This window comes from Deinococcus detaillensis (assembly GCF_007280555.1).
In the GTDB taxonomy this organism is placed as follows: Bacteria; Deinococcota; Deinococci; order Deinococcales; family Deinococcaceae; genus Deinococcus; species Deinococcus detaillensis.
Genome location: NZ_VKDB01000004.1, coordinates 126,437 through 150,861 on the forward strand (window position 1 = coordinate 126,437; position 24,425 = coordinate 150,861).

Genomic DNA, 24,425 nt, shown 5'->3' on the forward strand with positions numbered 1-24,425 from the left:
ACGACTTTTGCCGTCCCAGCGCTCATCCGACGTAAGTGACGTTACCACCAGACTCAGCCAAGTGTCAACCTCGGCAGTGCGGGAATCTGAGTGAGAAACGCTCAAGTTGCGGCTGGCGGGCCTTAAAAGCTCTGTACATAGGTGATTGACAACAACGTTAAACATATATATGTTATAGAGACATATGTAAAACGGAGGTACCTTTATGGCCCGCCCACCGATCCTCAACCGCAGCGAATTTGAAAAGACCATGCAGCAGCTTTCCGGCGTACCGCTGACGCTCGGCCTACTCGACATCGACCACTTCAAACAACTCAACGATTCGCTGGGTCATGCTGAAGGCGACAGGGTGCTGCGGCAAGTCGAGCGCTTGCTGTCGGGCAGCATTCCGGCAGGCAGTTCGGTGGCGCGGCTGGGCGGCGACGAGTACGCCATCATCTTGCCGGAAAGCGCCAGTGAAACCGCCCTGATTTTATTTGACGAGATCATCAAGCACTTTCAGATCAACCGCGAAAGCGAGTGGCCGCGCAGTCTCAGCTTGTCCGTCGGCATTGCTTCGCGCCCGGCGCACGCCGAGAGCAGCTCCGACTTGCAGCGGGCCGCCGACGAAGCGCTGCTGCGGGCCAAGCGCGAGGGGCGCGGGCGGGCCTGCATTTACGTGGACTCCAAGATGGTTCTCAAAAGCAACTACTATCCCAAAAGCCAACTGGAACGCCTCGCCAAGCTGGCGTCCGCCCACAGCCGCACCGAGGCGAGCTTGCTGCGTGAAGCGCTCGATGATTTGATCGAGAAGAACCGGGGAGCGCTGTGACGCTGCGGGCGCAACACTGGCAAACCGTTATGCAGGAAGCCTGGGAGGCTTATCTGCACGGCTCGTACCCGATTGGCGCGTGTGTAGTGGACGAAAACGGCACGGTGATAGCACGCGGACGCAACCGCTTGGGCGAAGAATGGCGGGTGGACGGCCTCATTTCCGGGCATCGCCTCGCCCACGCCGAGATCAACGCGCTGCTCAGTCTACCGGAGATGAGCAGCCAAGCCTCGCGCCGCCTGATGCTCATTTCCAGCGTGGAGCCTTGCCCGATGTGCTTGGGGGCCATGCGAATGCAGCGCATCAACACACTGGCTTACGCCGCTGCCGACGCCTACGCCGGACACACCGACGCACTGAGCAGCACCTTTTATTTCAGCCAAAAGGCCACCGAAGTTCACCGCGCTCCGCCTGAAGTCGAACAGTTCTGCGCCGTGCTGCTGCTGACTTTCTTTTTGGAGGGCGAGATGCCCAGAGAGCACGGTTTCTTCAAAGTCAACCAAGAAAAACAGCCGGAGCATTTTGGACGGGCGCTGAAGCTGCATCAGGACGGCACGTTAGAGCGGTTATGGCAACAGCAATCCGACTTGGCAACAGCTCTGGAAGCGCTGGCGTGAGCGCTTACAGCGATTTGTCCCCCGGCTGGCAAGCGGCTTGGACGCAGGGCTGGGAAGCCTACCAAACCGGCAACAAGGCCATCGGTGCGGCCATTATCAACTCGGCGGGCGAGGTGCTGGCGGTGGGCCGCAACCGCACACGGGCAGCGCGGCAGGTCAACGGCTTGATTTCAGGCTTTGATCTGGCCCACGCCGAGGTCAACGCCCTGCTCAGTCTGCCCAAAGTCAGCCGCGAGGAAGGCCTCACCCTGACGCTGCTGACCACCATAGAGCCTTGCCCGCAGTGCGCCGGAACACTCGTGATGAGCCAGGTCAGGCGGCTGAGTTACGCGGCGGCTGATCCTTGGGCGGGCTGCGTTTCGCTGTTGAGCGAGAATACCTATATGGCCAGCAAGCGCGTCGCCGTGTCGCGTGGGCCGAGCGACCTTACGCGGGCAGCACAGGTTCTCAATGTGCTGGAAGAACTGGCCGCCGGAACCTTCAGCGGCCCTTTTCGGGAGCGTTTTGAATTGGCGGTGCCGGACGCGGTGCGGGTGGCCGAGCGACTTCATACGGCGGAAACCGTTTCAAAACTGTGGAGTCCCGAAACGGCTTACCTTCAACTTTTGCAGGGGCTTCAACCATGACCAGCCACCTTCAGTTGACCCTCCTGCGACATGGCCGCAGCCGCGCAGACGACGAAAATGTACATGAAGGCCGCTACGACTCACCACTGATCGGAGCGGGGCGGGCGCAGGCGCACAAGCTGGCCGCCTACTGGCAAGCCAACCCGCCGCAGTTTGAAGCAGCAGTCTGTTCCAGCCTCAGCCGCGCCCATGAAACGGCTCAGATCGTGTGCGGGCCGCTGGGTCTGACGCCGCGAGTCAGTGACCTCTGGCGCGAATGGGACAACGGGCCACTGGCCGGAATGAAGCATGAGGAAGCCGAGCAACGCTATCCCGTTCCCGCTTTTCGTCACGACCTCTTCCCTTTTACCGCTGACGGCGGTGAGTCGCAGGCCCAAATCCGGGCAAGGGCGCTGACGGCGCTGCATGAGCTGTGGGCCATGCCATTGTCAAACATATTGATCGTCTCGCATGGCGGCTTTCTCAATTCGGTGCTGCGCGAGCTGGTTGGCTCAAATCACGCTTGGTTCGAGTTTGGCGACACCGGATTTTCCCGCCTGCGCCTCTCGCGGGAAAGCCACACGGTGAGAGTGCTGAGTGTCAACGAACAGCCGCACATCGCACATTAGCGGCGGTTGAGCTGACTCTTTGCCCGTTGCCGCTGCAAGGCGTTGACCAGACGGGTGATGACCAGCACTGCGCCCGCTATGCCGTGTGGCCCGTACGGTTCATAAGCTTGCAGGCGGGTGATTTTGCCGGCGTGCGTCTCCACCGCGAACATTTGCGGAAAGCGCAGGTGCATCCCCACTTTTAAAATATGGTGGGTGGCGACCTCCACGGCGGCGCTGTGGCCGTCTTGGGCGAAGTAGATCTGCTCAATAGGAAAGCCAAATTGCCGCATACTCCCGAACCCCCAGCGCAGCCCCGCTTCGATTTCGGCTTTGCCGCGCATGGTTGGGTTGGGATAGTGCGGATCGGCCATCACAGCGTCATCTGCAAACATTGTTAAGATCGCTTGCAAGTCTTTACGCTCAACTGCACCAAACATCTGCCGAATTGAGCGCTCTAGCTCAGGAGAGCTGGAAAGAGTCATTCTTAATTCTACAGCTGAAAATGCTACGGCCCATCCCTGCTGTTAAGAGCCGCTCAGCTCAAGCGGCAAGTCATCAGCACTTCGTAGTTGTTCACGCCCGCCTTCTGCCGCCCCACGAACTGCTGACCACTCAATACGCCCGATAAAGTGCTTTGCGAGTTGGAGAAATAGCCCAGCCGCGCTTTCTTAAAAATCAAATCCACGCCCCCATAACTCTCGGTGTGGTCGCTGACATTTAGAATCAGGTTGAAGTTGGGGCCGTCCGCGATCCGCCGCCCGTAGACCCAGAACGATTTATCACCCGCTTCCGTCAGCACGCCCGCGATTTCGCTCGTTTGCGGATCAACATTGGCCGAAAATTTGAACGTCACCTGAGTCAGAGTGCCGGAGCGCATGCCAATGCAGTTGATGGCCGCCGGGCCGCTGCTCAGGCGAGGAGCGCAGGACGCGAGGGTGAGGATCAGAGCCACCGAGAGCAACCGTTTCATTGAACGGATTCTAAATCAGAACCTGAGATCAGAGCGCTGGCCTACGTTTGCCGCCTGAGCGGCCCGCTAGAAAGAAGCATGATTCATCAGCAGCGCCTTCAAACCCTCAAAGCAGGTGCGCCCGGCGGCGGCCAGTATGTTCTGTACTGGATGCAGGCCTCGGTGCGGACGACGTTTAATCACGCACTGGAATACGCCATCGAGCAGGCCAACGAACTGGAGCAGCCGCTGATCGTGGCTTTCGGTCTGACGCCCAGTTATCCGGAAGCCAACCAGCGCAGCTATTTGTTCTTGCTGGAAGGACTGCGCGACGTGCAGCGCAACTTGGAGCAGCGCAAAATCGGCTTTGTGATGAAATTCGGCCATCCGCCCGAAGAGATACTCAAGCTGGCTCAGCAGGCCAGTTTGGTCATTACCGACCGGGCGTACCTGCGCCCCTCCCGCGACTGGCGCACCTGGCTGGCTGATCAATTGAAAGTGCCGCTGATTCAGGTAGAGAGCGACGCGGTGGTGCCGATTGAAACCACCTCTGGCAAGCAGGAATGGGCCGCCCGCACCATCCGCCCCAAGCTCCACAAATTGATGGACAATTTTCTGGTGCCGCTGGAACCGCGCACCATCAAAGTGCCGTCGCTGGGCCTGCTCAGCAGTGTGGACGTGAGCGACCCGCAACAGGTTTTGGCTGGGCTGAACATTGACCGCAGCGTGCTGCCCGGCGAGGAAAGCGGCGGTGAGGACGCGGCCCAAGCGCGGCTGACACAGTTCATCACAGGCGGCTTGCAACACTACGACGAGCGCCGCAACAACCCCTTGGTAGACGGCGCGTCCAGACTCTCGGCTTACTTGCACTTCGGCCACCTCTCCCCCATCGACGCGGTGCTGCGGGCCCGTGAGCAGGGTGGCGCGGGCTTGGACGCCTTCGTGGAGGAGTTGGTGGTGAGGCGCGAGCTGAGTTTCAATCTGTGCTTTTACAACCCGCAGTATGACCAGTACGCCGGATTGCCCGATTGGTGCCGCAAAACGCTGGCCGAACAAGAAGGCGACGAGCGCGAGTACCTTTACACCCGCGACGAGCTGGAGACCGCCGAAACCCACGACCCGTATTGGAACGCCGCACAGCATCAGATGGTGCGCACGGGCCGGATGCACAACTACCTGCGGATGTACTGGGGCAAGAAGGTGCTGGAGTGGTCAGAGACGCCGCAACAAGCCTATGAAGTGCTGGTCTACCTCAACAACAAATACGAAACCGATGGCCGCAACGCCAACAGCTACGCAGGAATCAACTGGGTTTTCGGCACCCATGACCGCCCCTGGGCACGCCGCCCCATTTTTGGCACGGTGCGCTATATGGCCGCCAGCGGCCTCAAGCGCAAATTCGACGCCGACGCTTATGCGAAGAAGTGGGCGTGAATGGCAGCAAACTTAGATCTTGGGTAATCTAACCATTTTTGGCTTATTTCTAAGCGTCTGTCGTGGTGAAATGAGCAAATCTATTTCAGCCTATCCAACAAAAAAGCGGCCCACTCAGGAGCCGCTTCTTTTTGTTTCGTTTTCTCTACCAAGCGTAGAAGATCGCCATGATGAACAGCCAGACCACGTCCACCAAGTGCCAGTACATGCTGGCGGGCACGAGGGAGCCGTGATTGGTTTTGTCAATCTTGCCGGTCATGTATTGGTAGTACGGCAGGGCCACGCCCACGCCGCCGATGATGATGTGAAGGCCGTGCAACCCGACGATGATAAAGAAGCAGGTCTGCCAGAGGTTTTGCATCCAGTTGCTCTCTGAGCCGAACAGCGAGAACTCGTAGACTTGGAAAATCATAAAGAACGCGCCCAGAATCAGGGTAATCAGCAGACCCAGGCGGCCCCGGCTGACGCGGTGGTGGTGCAGGTCTTGCTCGGCTTTGTGAATCACGAACGAGCTGCTCACCAAAATTAAGGTGTTGAGCGCCGCCAGCCAGATGCTCGGACGGGTTATGGGCGGTACCGCGTTGCCCACGACGCGCAAGTACACGTAGCCAGCGATCAGTACGCCGAACAAGCCGACTTCCGAGATGATGAACCAAGCCATACCCATAAAGCCGTTGCTGTACTTGGTCAGGGTGTGGTGCTCCACCGGCACGTCGTATTCGGGCGTCCCAGCCCACTTGAACAGCGAGTAGAGGAAGAAAGGAATGCTCAGGTACAAGATGATGCTGGCGAGTTGGTTGGGCGTTTGCGCCGGCGAAGGACTCCAGCTGGTAAACCACCCGAACGAGAGGCCGTAGCCCATCAGCGCAAAGGCGAGGGCAGTCATAAACGGCCAAACGGTGCTCTGCGGCAAGTGAATGCTGCTCGGATCAACCGGAATCAGCTTGTCGCCGTTCTTTTCCCAGTCGTAGAGCGGGCGCTCGGTGGGAAAAGTGGTGGGGAAGTCGTGGGCGAAATCGTAGGACTTGGGCGGGCTGTCTGCCGTCCATTCCAAGGTGAAACCGCCCCAGGGGTTGGCCGAAGCCGTCGCCGGACGACGCCAGCTCTGGTACATGTTCCAGACCCACACAACGCCGCCGATCAGCAACACCAGTGCGCCGAGCGTCGAGATGAAGTTGAGTTCATTCCAAGCAAAGTTGCCTGCCGGATACGTGTAATACCGGCGGGGCATGCCGAGCAGTCCCAAGATGTACTGCGGCATAAAGGTCATCCACGAGCCGACCATAAAGAGCCAGAAGTGCCACATCCCCAACTTCTCGTCAAGGAAGCGCCCGGTCATTTTGGGCCACCAGTAATACAGGCCGCCCATCGCCAGGAAAGCCGTGCCGAACATCATCACGTTGTGGAAGTGGGCCACCACGTAATAACTCATGGTGACTTGATAATCGAACGGAATCAGGCCCAGTGAAACGCCCGTGATGCCGCCGATCAGGAAGTTAAAGATGAAGCCGATCAACCAGTAGGTGGGCGTCTTCATAATGATTCGCCCGCCCCAGAGGGTGCCGATCAAGTTAAAGAGTTTGACGCCAGTAGGCACAGCGACCACCATCGTCGCCACCATAAAGGCAATCTGCCACGTTTCGGGAACACCGATGGCGAACATGTGGTGCAGCCACACCAGCAGCGACACCATGGTGATGCCCAGCAGCGAGTACACCATCACGCGGTAACCGAACATCGGCTTGCGGGCCATCGTCGAGGCAATTTCCGCGCCGATCCCGAGGTAAGGCAGCAGCATCACGTACACGGCGGGGTGAGAGTAGAACCAGAAAAACTGCTGCATCAGCACCGGCACGCCGTTGATGCCGGGGTTAAACATGCTCAGACCGACCTTGAGGTCAAGGTAAGTTACCAGCGCGGCAGCCGTCAGGCCGCCCAATGAAACGAGCTGCAAAATTGAAGTGGAAAAGATGGACCACACGAAAATCGGCATTTTCCACAGGCTCATGCCAGGAGCACGCATGTTGACGATGGTGGCCGCAAAGTTGGCCGATCCGAGGAGCGAGGCGATGCCGTTCAGGATCAGGGCGACCATCAGCACGGTCACGCCGGTTTGGTTGGCGTCTACCGACAGCGGGTAATAAAATGTCCAGCCGACGCCGGGAACGCCGCCGTGAAACAGGCCGGTCAGAATCAGGATCATGCTGAACATGAACAGCCACACTGCAAAGTTGTTGAGCCTCGGCAGCGCCACGTCGCGCACGCCGAGTTGCAGCGGCACGAACCAGTTGCCGAATCCGAACAGCCCAATCGGAATCAGAAAGAAAAAGATCATGATGGCCGCGTGGGTGGTCAGGACTTGGTTATAGACGTTACCGACCAGCAGTGTGTTGTTGGGCACCGCCAGTTGCAAGCGGATCAGCACCGCCAAGATGCCCGCAACGGCGAAACCGATGATGGACGTGCCGATATACAGCGTGCCGATTTTTTTGTGGTCGGTGGTGGTCATGTAATCCCAGATGACCGCGCCGATGCCGGGTTTCTCTGCCGAATGAGCGGGCGCTTGAACTGCCATGCTTATTTGCCTCCATTCATGGCCGTGCTGGCCGAAGTGATCGCGTTCACGCTGGACGGAGTGGGATTTTGCGCGGCGGGAACTGGTGCATCCGGCACCAGCGCCGAAATTTTCATCCAGTAATTGCCTTCAGCCGGAAGCTGCAAGGTCTTGAGATACGCTTCCAAGTCGGTCAACTCCTGATCGGTGAGGGTGGGGTAGCCTTGGGTCGAGCCGTCGTAATGCGGCATGACGCTGCCGGGTTTGATGCTGCTTGACGCCTTGATCCACTGGTGAAGGTGGGTATCCACGTCCGCGCCTTCCCAAACGCCCGCGCCGAGGGTGCGCCGCGAACCGAAAAAGCTCAAGTCGGGGCCGGACTGCCCGGCGGCGGCGGTGCCCTGAACACGGTGGCAGGCCGCGCACGCGCCGGCACCTTCTTTGCCCTGCATAAAGATGGTGTAGCCTGCTGCCGCCGACGTGCCTGCCGCCGCCACTGGGGCCTTGTAAGCCTGAGCGGCGCTGACAAACTGCTGATACTCGGCTTCCGGCAAAGCGATCACTTTAAAGCGCATGTTGGCGTGTGAAGCGCCGCACAACACGGTGCAGTTGCCCTGATAAACACCAGCTTTGTCATTGTCGATTTGCCAGGTTTTCTTGACGCTGGGAATGGCGTCGCGCTGACCGCCGAGGTTGGGAACCCAGAAACCGTGAATCACGTCGCGTGAAGTGGCGGTCACAGCGATTTTGGTTTTGGACGGCACGATCAGTTCGTTGCCGTTGGTGACCAAGCCCGTGCCCGCCGCCGCGTCGACTTTGACGTTGGGGTACTCAAAATTCCAGTAAAACTGCGCCGCCACTGCCGTGACCGGATAAGCGCCGGCGGGCGTGGGATTGAGCCGTGCCATCGCTCGCACCGTGAGCAGCGCCAGCACAATCACGATCACCACAGGAACGGCCACCAGCGTCACTTCGAGGCGGTTGTTGCCGTGAAACTGCGCGGGGGCCGCGTCGTTTTTGTCTTCGCGGAACTTTTGGACGGTGTAAAACAGTGCCCACGACACGCCGACGAAAATAATAACCGAAATGACGATGGCCCAAAGAGCCAGCCAGAACATCTCGCGGTTGTAGCCCGAGGACAAATCGCCAATCGAGAGCGATTGGTTAACCTGCTGCCCCAAGGCCGAGCTGGAAAGCAGGGCCAAACCAAGAGCAGTCTTGGCTGCGCGGCTGGGCCGCCAAGCGGCACGGCAAAATAAGCTATTCAACATCACTCCTTGTCATAGATGCAGTTTAGGGGGTTTTGAACGTGAGCGGTAAGCCTTGGCCCGTGAGCCGGGGGCGAAGTGGGGTAAAGCCTGCCGAACCTGAACTGCCGAACTCAAAGCTGCTTCCGGCTTCCAGCATAAAACTTTTTGGGGCAGTGCCCACGGGAATGTTTTGCAAAAGGCGTTGCCTCACACAAAGATCACCCGGTCCAGAGCGGCGGCCAAAAACAGCAGCGCCAAATACAGCATCGAGAACAAGTAGAGCGGCAAGGTGTTTTTGCGCTCGATCTTGTTGCCCTTGACCACATGAATGCGCAGCTTCCACGCCAGCCAGAGTTGCCAGCTGCCCAGCAGCAGCGCCGAAATCCCGTAAATCCACGACACTTCCCGCAGCAAGATCGGCATTAGTGACAAAACCAAGGTGTAAATGGCGTACAAAAAAGTCTGTTCGACGGTCAGGCGGTCGCCGTGAACCACCGGCAACATCGGAATGCCCACCGCTCGGTACTCATCTTTGATCATCAGCGCCAGCGCCCAGAAGTGAACCGGCGTCCAGAAGAAGATGATGGCAAACAAAAACCACGCGAACAAGTTGAGATCGCCCGTGACGGCGGCCCAGCCGACCAGCGGCGGAAACGCGCCAGCCGCGCCGCCCAGCACGATGTTGTGCCAAGTGGTGCGCTTGAGCCACAAAGTGTAGACAAACACGTAAGTCGAGAATCCGGCCAGACTCATCAGCGCCGCCACCGGGCTGGCCAGCGTCCACAGTGCTGCAAAGGACAGCACTTGCAGCGCCGCGCCGAAGATAAAGGCTTGACGACTGGAGATTAGACCGCTGCTGGTGGGCCGCTTGGCGGTGCGGGCCATTTTGATGTCGATGTCGCGGTCAATGATCATATTGAAGACGCCCGCCGACCCCGCCGACATAAAGCCGCAGACGCCGACCAGCAGCAGCGGCCACAGCCCCGGCCAGCCCCGCGCCGCCATAAACATGGCCGCCAATGTTGTCCACAACAGCAAGCTGATGACTTTGGGTTTGGTCAGCGCCAAATAATCGCGCCAGGTTGCCCGACGCGCCGCACCTAAGGTGGTCACGCGCTCGCCGCCTTCAAAGTCACGCGCCGCATCGGCTGGGTCACCAGGGCCGAGTACACCACCATCACGGTGATCAGCCACATCAAGCAGGCGAACAGCAGGTGAATGATCTGCATGGTGCCGGGCGCTTTGAGAGCGACATTCAGCACGCCGATCAACATTTGCGCTCCGATCACGCCGTAAAGCGCGTAGCTCCAGCGCTGGGTCATGGGACTCAGGCGCTCGCGCAGCACCCGCCCCGCGAACCAAACCAAGTAAGCGCAGACCACCAGCGCCAGCGCCGGATGAATCACCCGCAGGTTTTCGATGATGGAAGCGGTGGCCCCGAAGTCGCGCTTGACCGTGTCGATCGGGGTGCCGGGGGCCGGAACGAACAACTTGTCGCCCAGCGCCGTGACCGCGCCCGCCATGCCCAGCAGCAGCATCAGTACGGTGGCCAGCGGACTGCCCCAGCTCAACCAGCCTTGACTACGCAGGGTAAAGCGCGGCGCACCGCCCGCCCACAGCGCGGTAAGCAGCAGCGCCCCCAGCAGCAAAAAGGTATTGGCAAGGTGCAGACCCTGCACGAAGCCGCGTGCAGGATCGGTGCTGCCCGCCGTCAGTCCCAGCAGGACTTGCACGCCGCCGATGACGCCTTCAAACAAAATCAGGCCCAGCGACCAGACCGCGCCGAGCCGGGCCGGATGGCCGCGCTTAGTGGCAAAAAACGCCAGCGCCACCACCGCGATGGCCAGCAAGCCGCTCAGCGAGCTACTGCCCCTGTGGCTAAATTCCACGACGCGCTCCAAAGTAAACGAACGCGGAATCACCTGACCGTCGCACAGCGGCCAGTGGGCTCCGCAGCCCGCCCCGGAACCGCTGATCCTCACATAAGCGCCCCATAAAATCACCAGTACATTGTAGGCCAGCGCGGCCCAGCTCAGGCCCACCAGCGCTTTAACAGCCTGCGCTTTCCCCGCTCCAGCTCTGCCTTGCTCCACAACCCTTCTCAAGCCCTCTCACCTTTCTTCCTTTGCCGCTCAGGCTTCCGCGCTTGCCTCTTGAGTTGACCTTGCGAACTCAGTCGTTGCCTGCTCAATGTGGGCGAGAACGGAAAATGGATTCTCAAACGCTCGTTGACTGTAGTTTAAGAGAAGTGACGGCAGGGCAGTGGGTACAATTGTCCTCAGCAAGATCTCAGAAAAACCGCTCTGGGACGTCAAATTTTGAGTTTGGGATGTTTGCCTGGTTGATGGGCCGAGCACCTGAGTCAGCAAATGACCCTGTGCGGCTCAGACGCGCCTCCCTAGAATGCCACTCATGGCTTCTATTATTAATCAGTGGGCAGTGATCTGCATTGTCCTCAGCGGCGTCGCACTGGTGGTGGGCGTCACCTTTATTCGGCGCGGCAACCGCGAACTGCACATGCGCTTTATGTTGCTGGCCAGCGGACTGGCGACTCTCTTCCTGATTCTTTACCTGACCCGCTTGGGCCTCGGCTACGAAAAGAAATACACCGGTCCGGAAGCTTGGCGCTCGGCTTACTTCGTTCTACTGGTTACCCACATCTTCATGGCCGCGCTCAACGTTCCTCTGGCGCTTGGAGCGCTCTACTGGGCCTACAGGGGTATCAAGTCGGCGGGCAGCCTCAGCCAAGTAGACAGTGTGCCCGCCGCCCGCGCCGCCTTCGACACCCACCGCCGTTGGACGCGCTGGACGGTGCCGGTGTGGCTTTATGTGGCAGTGACCGGCTGGATCATCTATCTGGTGCTCGACCGCTTCGGGCAGCTCAGCTTGAGATAAGCACAGCCCGCTTCAGGCCGCTGCAGACCTGTTAGCCTTCAAGCATGAAACTTACCTTGCCCGAACTGATTCGCGACACGCCGTTGGTGATGGTCACGGCTTACGACTATCCCGGCGCGCAGCAAGCCGAGCGGGCCGGAATGGACTTGATCTTAGTCGGCGACAGCCTCGGTAATGTCGTGCTCGGCTATGACAGCACCGCGCCGGTCACACTCAGCGACATCATCCACCATGCCCGCGCCGTGCGTAGGGGTGCGCCGGAGACCTTTTTGGTGGCCGATTTGCCATTCGGCACCTACCACACCAGTTTGCAAGACACCATGCGGGCGGCCATCAAGGTGATTCAGGAAACCGGAGCCGACGCCATTAAGGTCGAGGGCGCGTCACCGGAGGTGCTGGAGGCCATCACGGTGCTGAGCCGCAACGGTATTCCGGTGATGGGCCACGTGGGCCTCACGCCACAAACCGAAGTCTCCTTGGGCGGGCGCAAAGTGCAGGGCCGAGACGAAGTCGGCGCTCAAAAAATCGTGCAGGCCGCCCTCGCCGTAGAAGCGGCAGGAGCTTTCGCAGTGGTGCTGGAAGTCATTCCGGCGCGGCTGGCCCGCCTCATTACCGAAAAGCTCAGCATTCCCACCATCGGCATTGGCGCGGGGCCGTACTGTAAAGGTCAGGTGCTGGTGTATCACGACGTTCTTGGCGTTTACGACAACGAAAAGAAAATCGCCAAACGCTACGCCGAACTCGGTCAACTGGCCACCGAAGCCCTCAAACAGTACGCCGCCGATGTCCGAGAAAAGAACTTTCCAACCAAAGAAAACAGCTTCATCATCAAAGACGAAGTGTTGGATCACTTGTATTGATGCTCCGAGAAAAGAAAAGCACCTGCCCACTGAACGGCAGGTGCTTTTCTTTGGTGAGTTGTTGGCTTAGTTGATGGTTGCGCGGAAGCAGACGATAAAGCTTTTGCTGGGCGCAAGAGTCAGGGTGGTGTCGTTGACAAAGAGGCGTGGGGTAATACCGTTGGTGTCCTTGCCCAACTGCGCCGCGTCACCGTCAGCCGCGAAGGTCAGGAATTTGGTGCTGCCGTCCGGCAAGGTGTACTTGACGTCTTTACCGGTTCCGTAGCCGCCGACTTGAGCGGTGGTGCTGGCGGGGATGTTGTCGCCGAGGCCCAACTTGGTGACGCTGGTGTTGCCGATGTTTGAAGCGGTAAGGCAATACTCCAACACGTCACCGGGTTTACCGAGACTGTCTCTCGTCACTGGGCCGTTGGCGGTGATGTTCTGGACTGTTTTATCCAGCAGCGCTTTGGGCGGAGCAGGCTGGGTGCAGGCCAGGGCGTTGGCTACGGTAAACCCGTAATCATCGCTGACGCCGCCGCCGGACGCGTTCGAGATGAATTTGACCTGTACGCTGCTGATGCTCTTGACGCTGCTGGGCAACGTCACCCAGATTTTGGAGGAGGTGTAGCGGTTGAGCGTCAGGCTGGCCGCGCCGCCTTCCAAGCTCGCACCGTTGGAAGGAACCACACTGGCCCGGCCACTGTAAGCGTCTTCGGTGAGGAAGCTGGCGTAGACCGTGCCGTTGACAATGAGCTGCAAGGTGCTGGCTTTGCTGACCGGGCCGTAGCCGTTGTTGAAGTAGTAGGTGCCGTCAATCACGAAGCTGCCGGAAGGGCCGGTGCCGGTGCTGTACGCCGCAGCGTCGGTGATCAGCTTGCCGTCGCTTTGGAGGGTGGCATTGTCGTTATCTTGGTAGCCAGTGATGGGCGAGGCCAGCAAGTTGGTCGGGGTCCCGGTGCTGCAAGTTGCAGGTGGGAGGGGCAGTGGGGTGACGGGGGCAATGTCTTGGGCACACCGAGCGCCAACAGTACACGTCGCCGGATCGGGGATGGGATCGGTGTCGCCGCCACCGCCCACACTGGCTTTGTTCACGACGCTGCTGCCGGCTTTGGGCGTCACGTTCACGGGAATGGACAAGTTGACCGAACTGCCACTGGCCAACACGTTGGTGGTGGTGCAGGTCAGGAGCTGCGCTTCGTTGGGATTGGGCGCATACCCGACGCCCTGTTCCGCTTCACCGCTGTAAGTGCAAGTCCAGCCCGCCGCAGGCGAGAAGCCGCTGGGCAGCGCCGCGCCGATGCCGACGGGCAACTGATCCTTGACCGTAATGACGCCGCTGGTGGGAGCAGAACCCGCCGCGTTGGAAACTTTGATGTTGTACAACCCGGCCTGCAAAACTTGGAAGGTAGCCGGGATGTGGGTTTTGGTGATGCTCAGCGCCGCCACTGGCAGCGGGCAGGTCAGCTTAATGTCGTCGAGCTTGAGGACATTGAGGTCGGCGGTGGTGCCGTCTTTGAGGGTGTAGAGGCGAATAATCACTTTATTGCTGGGCGAAACGAAGCTGGGCACGCTTTGTTTGGTGTAGTCGGTGGTGGCCAGCGCTCCGTTGTACGTCTGGAGCAGGGTGTTGGTAACACCATCATAAAAGCGGTACTGGATTTGGGTCGCGGTGTTGGAGTGGCTGCGGACATAGTTTTCGTAGCTGATGGTCGAACCGGCAGGCACCGTAATCTGGCTTTCGTAGAGCAGGCCGGGAATGGTCAGGTTGCCGCCGTTCTTGTTCTCGAAATTGGCGATGTTGTAATACAGGGCACTGCCACCGTTGCCGGTATGGTCAATTTGGTTCCATACGGTGTAGGTGCCGTCGGTGTTGGTCACGGTGTTCGCATCAGACAAGTAGCGGTGATTACGAACTTCCACGAGCGGGCCGCCGCTGTTGAAGGTCTGGAGATACGGCGCTGCGGTTGTGCAGGTTCCGGAATCAGGCACCGGCACCGTCGGGTTGGTGATTTTCACTGTGGCTTGATCGGTGTTGTTAGTGAGATCGGTTTCGGGTGTGGGCGTGGCGACTTTGGCCACGTTGGTCAAGCTCTGTCCAGCGCTGACCACATCTGCCGAAACCGAAACGCTGTAGACCTGCTTGGCATTGGGAGCCAGACTCGCCACAGTGGGCCAAGTCACGGTGCGGCTCGGAGCGTTGTAGGTGCCGCCGTTATCAGCTGAAACAAAATTCAGTCCAGCAGGCAGCGTATCTGTCGTGACCACGTTGAGCGCCGTACCTTGGCTGACGTTGCTGCTGGTCACGGTGAAGCTAAAGACCTCGCCCACATTGGCCGTCGCGGGGCCGGTTTTCTCCACTTTGAGATCAAGGGTCGCCGGAACTGGGCAGGTCACTTTGATGTCATCAAGCTTCACGACGTTGGCGTCAGCACTGGTGCCATCTTTGAGTGTGTAGATTCGGAGAACGACTTTATCGCTGGGCGAAACGAATCCGTCGACAATCTGTCTGGTGTAATCGGTGGTGACCACCGCGCCGTTTACACTCTTGAGCAGCGAGCCGCTGACCCCGTCATAGAAGCGGTACTGCAACTGCGTGGCGCTGTTCGAATGGCTGCGGACATAATTCTCGTAACCAATCGTTGAACCCGCCGGAACAGTGATTCGGCTCTCATAGATCAGACCGGGAGTGCTGAGGTTGCCGCCGTTTTTGTTCTCAAAATTGGCGACGTTGTAGTACAGACCGTAGCCATTGTTTCCGCTATGGTCGATCTGGTTCCACAGGGTGTACGTTCCGGTGGTGCTCGTCACCGTATCGGCATTGCTCAGGTAATCATGGTTCCGAGCTTCAGCCAGCGGGCCAGACCTGTTAAAGCTCTGGATATAGGGCGTGCTCACCGTGCAGGTGCCGGAATCGGGAATGGTCGGCGTGGGCGGCTTGTAGCCGAAATTGCCTCCAGGCACCGTGATATTGGCCTGCGGGCTGACGCCGGATGTGGAGGTTGGCGTGGTGGCTGTCAATCCGGAGAGCGGAGCCGAGGCGGCGACCACTTCGATCTTGTAAGGCTTGTTGCCGAGCGACAGATTGGGAAACGAGTAACTGCCGTCGCTGCCAGTGGTCACGGTGGCCACAGAGCCGTTCTTATCGGTAGCTTTGACCGCCACGTTCTGGATGCCCGGTTCGCCGCCATCCTGAGACGCGTTGCCGTTGTTATCCCGGTAGACCTTACCGCTGATGGTTCCGGAAGACACCACGCACTTTTGCAAGAACAGATCATCGACATAGAAGTCGTTGCCTTCCGCAACCGTGGAAATATTTTTAAACGAGACCGGAACGCTGGTCTGGTTCCCAGAATTGAAGATGATCGAGCCGCGTTCCCAATCGTCGCCCCGCACCAGATTGTTGGTGACGCCGTTGGCTAAGCCTCCAGCAGAAATGGACAGTTTGGCGGCTTGGTCACTTCCACCGTAAGCCGAACTGGCCGCATGAGGCGAGCGGCCCCACAAACCGATCTCGTAGTTGGTGTTGCGCTCGACAGCAATAGTCTGGTTCAGGAAAGTGGCCTGCGAGACTGCGCCGTTGACCGCCAGGTAAGCGTCGGTGCCGCCACCGTTGGTGTGACCTGTATACGCTTGCCACGGCCCGTAGACATCAAGCAGATTGCCACTGCCATACGAGGAGGTCACGGCGTAGGTTCCCTCCGGGCGAATCCGGCCCGTGCCGTCGGTGTTGTTGGTATAGCTGTAAGGCGAACCGGGCCGGTCTGCCGATTCCAGATCCCGGTAGGTCGGCGGAGAAGTTCGGGCGATGCTGCCGAAGGTGCCGCCACTTTCCGCCGTGATCAGGTTGGGCGAAAGCGTTCCGCCCTGTTCCTGACACAGGCTTCCGAAAGTGGTCGAGGCGCTGGCCACTCCTCCCGACAAAGCGGCGCAGGTCAGCGCCAGACGCAGCAACCACGGCTGTGTCGCTGGAATGGAAACGGGAGCTGCCACTTCAGGGCTGCTGGGCCTGTCGCCAAGTAAGCCAATCAGCACCGCCGGGGCGCTCGAGCGCGGCTGGATGAGGCGAGGCAATCTCATTTTTTATCTCCCTGGGAAAGGCTCAAACTGTTGTCGCGTTGGCCGTCGTCGAGCATCAAATCGAGGCGCACATAAAGGCCCCTACGGGTGTACAGGTTGCTGGCTACGCCGTCAAAGCCCACCGGGTTATAGCCGAGCGTCGCCCAAGTGCCGGGCAACACCCTCGCACTGGCTTCGAGACCAAGGCTGTACGCGCTGTAATTGGTGCCGGGTTGGAAAAGGCCGCGTGCCGCCGCGCCAATACCGAAGGTGTCATTCAGGTAATAGGTCCCGCTGACCGAAAGCTGAAGCGTCAAGCTGCCGCTGTCACCCGCCAGCATCCGTCCGGCCAGTCCCGCCCGCACCGAGTAGTCGGCGCGGTGGTATTCGGCGTTGGCTTCGCCGATGAACTGCGGATTTTTGCCGCCGAGTGCGCCGTCCGAGTAGCGCAGGTAGCTCAGGCCCTGCCAAGCGCCGTTTCTGAGCGCCGCCGAGACCGCGAACTGGTTGCCCTCTTCACTTTTCACACCGGAGAAGACTTTGGTGCCGTCGAGGCTGAGGCTGAACTGATCGGTGACGTTGTAACTCACGCCGCCTTTGACCACCGTTCTGAGGTGATCGGTTTGGGCGAGGTCAACGCCAGTGGTGGCCACCAGATTGTCGGCGGTGTATTTGAGGCTAGGCCCCACGTTCCACTCGCTTTTTCCGGTGCCGACGCTGTAGGCGTAACTGCCCGACACGCCTAAGCCCAAGTGCTCGCCGAGCGGCAAGCTGGTGTCGACCCCGAAGCGGGCGCGGTTGCCACTGCCGCCGTTGCCGGGCAGATCGTACGAAACGCTCAGGTTGGTGCCGCCCAAGGTGGTCTGGAGACCCACGGTGGCCGCATTGTCGCCGCCCCACTCGTAGTCGTCGCTGACATTGAGGGTGACATTTCTGGCTATGCCGACTTTGCCGCGCAGAGTGGTATGCGGCTTGAGACCGCCGCTGATCGGCTGGCTGTGCTGGAGATCGACGCTGTTTTCGCCCTGAACATACCCGACGCTGGCCACGCCTGCCAAGCCGGAAGTGTCGCCGAAGCCGTACTCCACACCCAAACCGACTTTCACCGGATTGAGGAGGTAGGTGGCCAGCAAACTGACGTGCCCTTGGGTGTTGGTTTTGCTGGCCGTGCCCGCCGCGTTGGAGACCGAAGAACTGTAATCGCCGCCAATCCGCACACCGAACTTGTCGGTGAGGGCCACGTCCGCTTGACCGACGGCGGCGGTGCCGACCGGGGTGCTGTTGAGGCCCACATATTTGCCGTCTTGGTAGCGGAATGACGCGCCGTACTGCACCGAGCCCGTTTTGCCCGAGACGCCGCCGTCGGCGTGAATACCGCCCGAATAGGCCGCCAGCAAACTGCCGCTGGAGTTGCCGCTGCTAAAGCTCACTCTCGCACCAGTGGTGGTAACGCCGTTCATGTTGACCACTGCCGCCGCCAGATTGACTGGGCCGAGATCTTGCTGAATCTGTGCGCCCCACGCCACTGAGCGGTTTTGGTTACCGTTGACGAGGGTGTAATTGACCCGCACGATTTGGCGCGAGCCGGTTTCGTCTACCAAATTGACGGGGCTGCTGAAGTACAAGACGCCGGCCACCGAATCGAGGGTGTAATCCACGTAACGCTTGAGCGTTTTGATGGTCTCGATTTGGGTCAGCGGGCTGACCGAAACGAGCTGCACGGTTTCGCTGTCGTGGGTGACATCGGTGCGCGAGAGATTGAGGACGCGGGTGCCGTTGGCGATCAGGTCTTCGTTGACTTGATCGTTAGAGAGGTAAGCCGCAAAACCCGAAACGCCGGGGTTGGTGCGGGTAAAGCCCGAAAGCGCGGTGGGCGTGGCGTTGATCGAGAAGACGCTGATCGGCAAGCTGGACTGCCGGTACTGGATGTTGAAGTTGGGATGCTCGTAGCGGAAGGCCACCGGATCGATGCCTTGCAGCGCCAAGTCTTCGGTGCTGCTGTCGCCGTAAGTCGAGTAGCGCTCCAGTGGATTGGTGGTTTTGGCCAGGCCTTGTTTGGCGTCCAAGCTAAAGCCGTTGCCTTGTCCGCCTTCACCGGCTGCCGCGCCCGCGACGTAGAGCTTGCCGCCGGCCAGAGGCGTTTCGTAGTAGGCTGCGCCGCGCACGCCGTAGTAGGGCGATTTGTCGGGCCCGGTGATGTCGAGTCCGGCAGTGGCGCTCAAAAAGCCGATTCCGACCCGGTTCTGGCTGGGCTGAGCGTCGAATTTTTGCTCGAAGACCTTGTCGCCGACTTGCACCTTGACGTTGAAGCGGGTGGGCGCGGACAGCGGCTGCAACTCCAGCACGCCTTCACCGTCTTTGAGGGTGATTTGGTAGCTGGCCACCGCCGGTTGCGCGTCTTTGACGGTGGGTTCGAGGCTGCTTTCCACTGTGACGACCGGTGTAAAGGTGCTCACTCCCTGCGCGTCGAGCAGCTTGACATTGACCTGGATCGGATTAATGCCGTCGGCGACGAGTTGACGGGCCGTGATCTCGGCTTTCACCGGCACACCGGCGAGGGAGACTTTGATGCTCTGGCCCCCGAAGGCAATGGTGTTTTCACCGGCCCGCAGCATCACGCCGTAAAACTCGCGGCGCTGCACACCGTTGGCCGCGTCAATGACTTTTTTACCGATCGAGGCCTCAGACACCGCGACGCCGTTGACGGTGGGCAAGCTGTTGTCACTGTCTGAACCCGACACCGCCAGGGTGATGCGGTCACGCTCGCGGAAAATGGCTCCGTCGAGCGGCAACTTGATGGCCCCGGCGTTTTCGGTTTGAGCCTGCATATCGAGGCTCTGGGCCGCGCTGAGATCGCTCAAGTCCACGTCGCCGATCAGCACTTCCTGACGGTCATGGGCGTAGCGGCCCACCAACGCGGGCGAGTTGAGCGCGGGCAAGCTGCCCTCGTGCGCCACTTTATAGGTCAGCACGCCCTGCGGCGCACCGGGAGTCGTCCAGTAAAAGCGCCCGCTCTTGCCAACTTCCGGATCAACGATGGGTTTGCTGTTGAGGGCGCTGCTGCCCATGACATAGGTGCTGCCCTGCGGAGCGCTGTGGGCAATGATGATCTGGTTGGCGCTGCGCGGCGCATCGAAGGGAATTTGCACCACCGATTCGCGCATGATGCTGGGCGCGGCGGCCACCGGCGTGGGAACTGCTACCGGTGCTGGCTCGACCTGCGCTTCGGGCGTGGGCGGCGTGACCACTACAGGCGGCGGTGGGGGCAGCTTGACCACCAAGACGCCGCCGAGTTGCTGCGTGCTTTCGCAATTGCTCTTGAGAACTGCTGTCAGCGGCGCTTGGGCATCACCCTCGGCTTTGACGCGGGCACGGTAGCTCAGGGTCTTCTCTTCGCCGGGAGCGAGCGTGCCGCTGAAGGTCGGCGGGTCGAGCGGTTCGAGCAGTTCACTGCTGCTGTCGGTCAGGGTATACGGAGCCGGAGCAGCGCTGGTGTTCTTGAGGCTGAGCGTGATGGTGGCGATCTCGCCGAGCTGAACCGGAGCCACGTCCGAGCGGCGAAGCTCGATTTGGGTGGCAGTGGGCAGCACCCGCACGCTGGCACTCTGGGTTTTGTTCCAGGGCGTCAGCGAAGCGGTGATGGTGCTGGCTTCCGGCGTAGCGGCGGTGGCAGTGGCTTCAAAGGTAAGGACACCGGGATTCTTGGCGTCTACTTTGCCTGAAAAGCTGGATTCGCCGTTGGCCGTAAAGCCTGCGGGCAAGCTGACCTGCACAGCCGCGTTCAGCGCTTGGCGCTCAAAAGCGGTGGTGGCCTGCGCGGTGAAGGTCACGACGTCGCCGACGCACACTTCCGGCTTATTAGCCGAGAAGCTCAGCGCCACGTCCGGCTTGACCTGCACGGCAACCTTACCGACGCCCTGCTTGGGAACCGTGACGCTGGATTTGTCGATGCTGACTTCCGCGCCAGTAATCGGGGCCACGCTGACCGGATAATCGCCGGACGGCACCCGCAAGCTGAATTCGCCGTTGACCGCGAGTGTTTTGTCGCCCGCTTCCACGGTGGCCTGGGTCGGCTCGTTGCCGTAAGGCAAAATCAATTCGGCAGTGACTTGCAGTTGACCAGTGGTATCGGCCTGCACCACGGTGATCGGGCCAGCCGGTTCGTTGGCGCGGCGCAGATCAAAGCCGACGGTGTTGGAAAACTGTTTTTCCTGGCCGGGCTGCTTGAGGTAGAGGGTGTAATTGCCCGCCGCTTCAGGAATGGCGATGTCTTCCCATTCGAGCTGATCGGAGACTTTGACTGGGTAGGCGTTGCCCGATGCGTCGCGCAGTTCGGCCTGCAGTTCGCTGGGACCGTCGCCGTCGTACATCCGAATATCGAGCGGGCCGCCTTTGTTGTAGACGTTGAGCGCCGGAACCCACTCGTGCGAGTGAATGTTGACGTTGAGGCGGTCAGACTGAATCGCCGCGCTGATCGACTTGAGCCGCAGTGCAAAGGTATTTTTGCCGTTGCCTTCGGTCTGTACACGCAAGGTGTACTCACCAGCAGGCAAATCCTGATTGATAAAAGTCTGCCAGTCTTGCTGCCCGCGTCCGAAATCTTTGGTCAGCAGCACGTCTTCTTGGTCGGCTTGCCCCGCCACTTTGGTGAGCTTGATCAGCGAGAAGGTGCTGTGAACGCTGGGATCGGCGTAGGACTCATCGCCGTAATACGTGGCTGAGCGGTAATCCTTGGGATCGAACTGAGCGCTGTAGAGGTCGAGTTGCACTCGGCTGGCTACACCCACGACCAGCTTGAGGTCTTGGTCGCCGACGGTCCAGAGCAGCTTGTTGCCGACACTGGTCAGCGGTAAAGAGGTGGCGATGTCCTGAGCGGCGGCGCTGGCGATCAGCGCGGCGGTCAGGGTGGTAATGGCGCGTTTCACTCAGTACCTCCACTCGGCTGTCGGATCAGTGACAGCGGCTTTCTGGTCGCCGCCGAAACGGAAACGGTAGGTTACGGCGCGGCTTCCGGCGGGCAGCGGATCAAACGTCAGTGCGTTCTGGCCGTCGAGCAGGGTTGCGCCTGTTGGCAGCGGATCTTGCAGGGTAAAGCCGCCGAGCGCCGCAGGGGTACTGAGGGTCAGCTGCACCAAGTAAGTGTTGGCTTCAGGGGTGGTAAAGACCTGCTTGTGGACAGTGAAACTGCCCATCTTGAGGGTGGTGTCGCGGATCACGCCGATGTCACCGGCCACCGAGGCCAGCGGGAAGTCCACGCTGGTGAGCTGACGGCACATCACGCCCCGGCTGCCCGGCAGTCCGCCGTCTTGCGGCAAGCTGAGATTTTGGGCGTAGACGCTGCTGGGGTCGAGGCGCAGTGCCCAGAAGCCTTCTTTGAGGGTGGCGAAGTGATAGCGGCCTTGCGTGTCGGTCAGCGAGGTGCGCCCATTGGCCAGAATCACGCGGGCACTCACCATCGGGATATCGAGGCCCTTGTCGTAAGTGCCGTTGCGGTTGACGTCGATGAAGACCGAGCCGACGAGGTCGCACAGCGGCTCGAAGATCAGCGCCCGAATGCGGTTGGTGGTTTGCGAGCCGACATTTTGCGAAGCGTTTTCGCTGCTGATGGCGTTGGCGATGGCGGTGTTAGTGACGCTGGTGCCGACTTTCGGCGAAACCAAAGCCTCAAACGTGACGGCGGCGGTTTGGCCGGGGCCGAGGTTGCTGACGATCCAGGTGTAGTTCTGGCCGTCGACTGCCGGATCACCAATCGGGGTGCCGTCGAGGCGACTGGAACCCGGCACGTATTGGATGCCGATGGGCATAGTATCCACGATTTCCACGCGCTTGAAAGTGGCATTTTTGGAGGGATTGGTGACGGTGAAGGTATAGGTGATGGTGTCGCCGATTGATGCTTCGGCGGGAGAAGAAGTCTTGTTGAAGATCAGGGCGCTGCCGAACACGGTGGTGGAGACTTCGTTGGAGGTCAGCGGCTCGTTAAACTCACTGCTCACCATCGTGAAGCTGTTCTTGATGATGGTGTCATCGGGCGTAGCCGCCTTAACTTGCGTCACCAGCGTCAGGTTGACGGTCGCTTTGGGAGCGATACTGCTGATCTTCCAAATCACTGCACCGTTAACGAGCGCACCGCCGCTGTCCGCCGAGACGAAGTCAAGGTTGGGATCGAGTTGATCGGTGACGACCACGTTGGTGAGAGGAACGCTCAAAGGGTTGACGATTTTGAGGGTGTAGGTGAGCTGCACTCCTTGCTTGACCACGCCGCCGGGCGAAACGCTCTTGACGAGCTGCGGCACTTCATCGGTGACGCTCGTGACCACGTCAACGGTCTGGTTTTGGGCTGCGCCCTGAGCGCTGGTGGCCGTCAGAAGCACCCGCAGGGCCTCACTTCCGTCGGTGGGAGGGACGCTGCTGGTCGGGGTATAGCAAGCTGCGAACGACTTACTCGCGCCGGGCGTCAGCGCCACGGACTGCTGGAAGGCTGAGCCGTCGAGCTCGGCCAAGCGGATGGTGGCGCTGCCCTTGACCACTTGGCCGCTGATACTGATGGTGTCGTTGACATCGCCGAGGTTTTTGACGGTGTGCTGGAAGCAGATCTCGCGGTTCAGGAAAGCGAGCGGCTTGGTTTGAAGATCGTCACTGCTCAGCTCGCCGCCGGGCAGGGCTTCGGGGTTGTTGACTGGTCCTAACGCGATTTTGGGGGTGTAGCGTACTTCCACAGTGGCGCGAGCTTCGAGGTTGAAGCCGAGGCTTTGAAGGGTGGCAATGTTGGTGCGGCTACCGGAGACTTGGCTCGGTGCAACGAGTCGAAAATTCAGGCTCAAGATTCCACCGGGCAGGAGCGAACCGATTCGCACCCGCACGCCGCGCACGCTGCCGGGTTCGGCAGTGGCCCAGGTGTTCCCGTCGGCGGTGTACTCGATGGTTCCGGCGCTGGTGGAAGCAGAACCGCTCACAAAGCGGAAGTCAATCATGTCGGGCGTATCGAGCCGATCCGTTACGATTACTTCACGCGAAGTGCCTAGCCCAGTGTTGGCGGCGTTGATCGACACGCTGACTTCTTGGCTAGGCCGTACGACAGATTGACCGAAAGCTTTGGTCAGGCTCAATACCGGCGGTTCCTCGGCCTGCACCTTGCCTATGTTGTTGTTGTCAACTGCGCCGCCCTCATTGGCCGGGCAAGCTGCCACCAGATTCAGGTAAGCCGCGCCGCGTGCTGCCGCAGCAGACTTGAAGCTGACCAGCATCGGCACCACTTGATCGGCCTTGAGCTGCACACTGGTGAGTGGGCCTTCGCCGCTGTCGATTTGGCCGCTACCGTTGTAATCGGCGTAAATATTGACATCGCTTAGCGGGAAAGCCGAGGCAGGATCTTGCGGGGCGCTCAGCGTAAAGATACTGTCGGTGTTGCCTGAGTTGGCCAGGGTGTAGCGCAGCAAACCGCTTTCGCCCGGCAAGAGGCTGACAACCTGACCGGGGTTGCTCACCGTGCCATCCGGCAAAACGCTGGGCCGGCACTGCGCGGTAATCACCGTTTTGACGGGCGGCGTGATTACTGTTCTTGGCGGGAGCGTCAGGTCTTCAGGTTGGTAGTCGAGCGTGGCCCGGTTTTCGATAACCGTGCCAGCAGGCGTTTGGCTCGGCCCGCCGACGGCCAAACCTGCACCGCTCAGCGCGAGGATCAGCGCCGCGAGTGGTTTACGCATCAAGGTATTTCGCACAGTGCCTCCAGAAAAGAGTGGTGGGGCCAAAACAGAGTCTTGGTGTGGCTGCCGGGTGTTCTTCAGCACATTAAAAAGCGTAT

At 60.0% G+C, this 24,425-nt stretch carries 16 protein-coding genes; 7 read left to right on the forward strand and 9 right to left on the reverse strand.

Annotation, left to right across the window (positions count from 1 at the left end; all coding sequences use genetic code 11):
• Nucleotides 1-205 precede the first annotated feature (205 nt).
• Genes FNU79_RS06170 through FNU79_RS06185 form a run of 4 tightly spaced genes read left to right on the forward strand, consistent with a single transcriptional unit; the run spans nucleotide 206 to nucleotide 2,662 of the window.
• Entirely contained in the window at nucleotides 206-811 is a 606-nt protein-coding gene (locus FNU79_RS06170) for a GGDEF domain-containing protein (RefSeq protein WP_143720005.1), read from the forward strand.
• Nucleotides 808-1,428: a nucleoside deaminase gene (locus FNU79_RS06175; protein ID WP_143720006.1), complete on the forward strand. Its 621-nt coding sequence runs from the start codon at nucleotides 808-810 to the stop codon at nucleotides 1,426-1,428. Before FNU79_RS06170 ends, FNU79_RS06175 begins: the two co-directional genes overlap by 4 nt.
• Nucleotides 1,425-2,054: a deaminase gene (locus tag FNU79_RS06180; RefSeq protein ID WP_185974624.1), complete on the forward strand. Its 630-nt coding sequence runs from the start codon at nucleotides 1,425-1,427 to the stop codon at nucleotides 2,052-2,054. The genes FNU79_RS06175 and FNU79_RS06180 overlap by 4 nt, the downstream gene beginning before the upstream one ends.
• On the forward strand, nucleotides 2,051-2,662 hold the full coding sequence (locus tag FNU79_RS06185; protein ID WP_143720008.1) for a histidine phosphatase family protein: 612 nt from the start codon (nucleotides 2,051-2,053) through the stop codon (nucleotides 2,660-2,662). Before FNU79_RS06180 ends, FNU79_RS06185 begins: the two co-directional genes overlap by 4 nt.
• On the opposite strand, the gene FNU79_RS06190 is transcribed toward FNU79_RS06185, so the two are convergent.
• Together FNU79_RS06190 and FNU79_RS06195 are read right to left on the reverse strand one after the other, a co-directional pair.
• Complete coding sequence (locus FNU79_RS06190) at nucleotides 2,659-3,126, reverse strand: nuclear transport factor 2 family protein (protein WP_143720009.1); 468 nt, start codon at nucleotides 3,124-3,126, stop codon at nucleotides 2,659-2,661. The two genes, FNU79_RS06185 and FNU79_RS06190, sit on opposite strands and share 4 nt — an antisense overlap.
• A gap of 53 nt (nucleotides 3,127-3,179) precedes the next feature.
• The gene (locus FNU79_RS06195) at nucleotides 3,180-3,614 is read right to left on the reverse strand and encodes a hypothetical protein (RefSeq protein WP_143720010.1); all 435 of its coding nucleotides are present in this window, start codon (nucleotides 3,612-3,614) and stop codon (nucleotides 3,180-3,182) included.
• Nucleotides 3,615-3,692: 78 nt separating this feature from the next.
• Between FNU79_RS06195 and FNU79_RS06200 the strand changes: the two genes are divergently transcribed.
• Nucleotides 3,693-5,027 carry a deoxyribodipyrimidine photo-lyase gene (locus FNU79_RS06200; protein WP_143720011.1) on the forward strand — a complete coding sequence of 445 codons (1,335 nt, stop codon included), beginning with the start codon at nucleotides 3,693-3,695 and terminating at the stop codon, nucleotides 5,025-5,027.
• Between the two features lie 145 nt (nucleotides 5,028-5,172).
• Here the strand turns inward: FNU79_RS06200 and FNU79_RS06205 are convergent, their stop codons facing one another.
• The 4 genes from FNU79_RS06205 to FNU79_RS06220 form a co-directional block, all read right to left on the reverse strand.
• On the reverse strand, nucleotides 5,173-7,602 hold the full coding sequence (locus tag FNU79_RS06205; RefSeq protein ID WP_143720012.1) for a cbb3-type cytochrome c oxidase subunit I: 2,430 nt from the start codon (nucleotides 7,600-7,602) through the stop codon (nucleotides 5,173-5,175).
• A 2-nt stretch (nucleotides 7,603-7,604) separates the two neighbouring features.
• Nucleotides 7,605-8,852 carry a cytochrome c oxidase subunit II gene (gene coxB, locus FNU79_RS06210; protein ID WP_143720013.1) on the reverse strand — a complete coding sequence of 416 codons (1,248 nt, stop codon included), beginning with the start codon at nucleotides 8,850-8,852 and terminating at the stop codon, nucleotides 7,605-7,607.
• A 186-nt stretch (nucleotides 8,853-9,038) separates the two neighbouring features.
• A complete protein-coding gene (locus tag FNU79_RS06215) occupies nucleotides 9,039-9,944 on the reverse strand; it encodes a heme o synthase (protein ID WP_143720105.1) in 906 nt (301 codons plus the stop codon).
• Nucleotides 9,941-10,924, reverse strand: coding sequence for a COX15/CtaA family protein (locus tag FNU79_RS06220; protein ID WP_143720014.1), 984 nt, complete (start codon nucleotides 10,922-10,924; stop codon nucleotides 9,941-9,943). The genes FNU79_RS06215 and FNU79_RS06220 overlap by 4 nt, the downstream gene beginning before the upstream one ends.
• A gap of 319 nt (nucleotides 10,925-11,243) precedes the next feature.
• On the opposite strand from FNU79_RS06220, the gene FNU79_RS06225 reads away from it, so the two are divergent.
• Entirely contained in the window at nucleotides 11,244-11,726 is a 483-nt protein-coding gene (locus tag FNU79_RS06225; protein ID WP_124867262.1) for a DUF420 domain-containing protein, read from the forward strand.
• Between the two features lie 44 nt (nucleotides 11,727-11,770).
• Nucleotides 11,771-12,586 carry a 3-methyl-2-oxobutanoate hydroxymethyltransferase gene (gene panB / locus FNU79_RS06230; RefSeq protein ID WP_143720015.1) on the forward strand — a complete coding sequence of 272 codons (816 nt, stop codon included), beginning with the start codon at nucleotides 11,771-11,773 and terminating at the stop codon, nucleotides 12,584-12,586.
• A gap of 66 nt (nucleotides 12,587-12,652) precedes the next feature.
• Here the strand turns inward: panB and FNU79_RS06235 are convergent, their stop codons facing one another.
• Genes FNU79_RS06235 through FNU79_RS06245 form a run of 3 tightly spaced genes read right to left on the reverse strand, consistent with a single transcriptional unit; the run spans nucleotide 12,653 to nucleotide 24,342 of the window.
• Nucleotides 12,653-16,645 carry an SdrD B-like domain-containing protein gene (locus FNU79_RS06235; protein ID WP_143720016.1) on the reverse strand — a complete coding sequence of 1,331 codons (3,993 nt, stop codon included), beginning with the start codon at nucleotides 16,643-16,645 and terminating at the stop codon, nucleotides 12,653-12,655.
• Nucleotides 16,642-21,549 (reverse strand): TonB-dependent receptor, encoded by a 4,908-nt coding sequence (locus FNU79_RS06240; RefSeq protein WP_143720017.1) that lies wholly within the window; start codon nucleotides 21,547-21,549, stop codon nucleotides 16,642-16,644. The genes FNU79_RS06235 and FNU79_RS06240 overlap by 4 nt, the downstream gene beginning before the upstream one ends.
• Nucleotides 21,550-24,342, reverse strand: a complete 2,793-nt coding sequence (locus FNU79_RS06245; protein WP_143720018.1) for an isopeptide-forming domain-containing fimbrial protein — start codon at nucleotides 24,340-24,342, stop codon at nucleotides 21,550-21,552. It abuts the gene before it with no gap.
• Nucleotides 24,343-24,425: the final 83 nt, after the last annotated feature.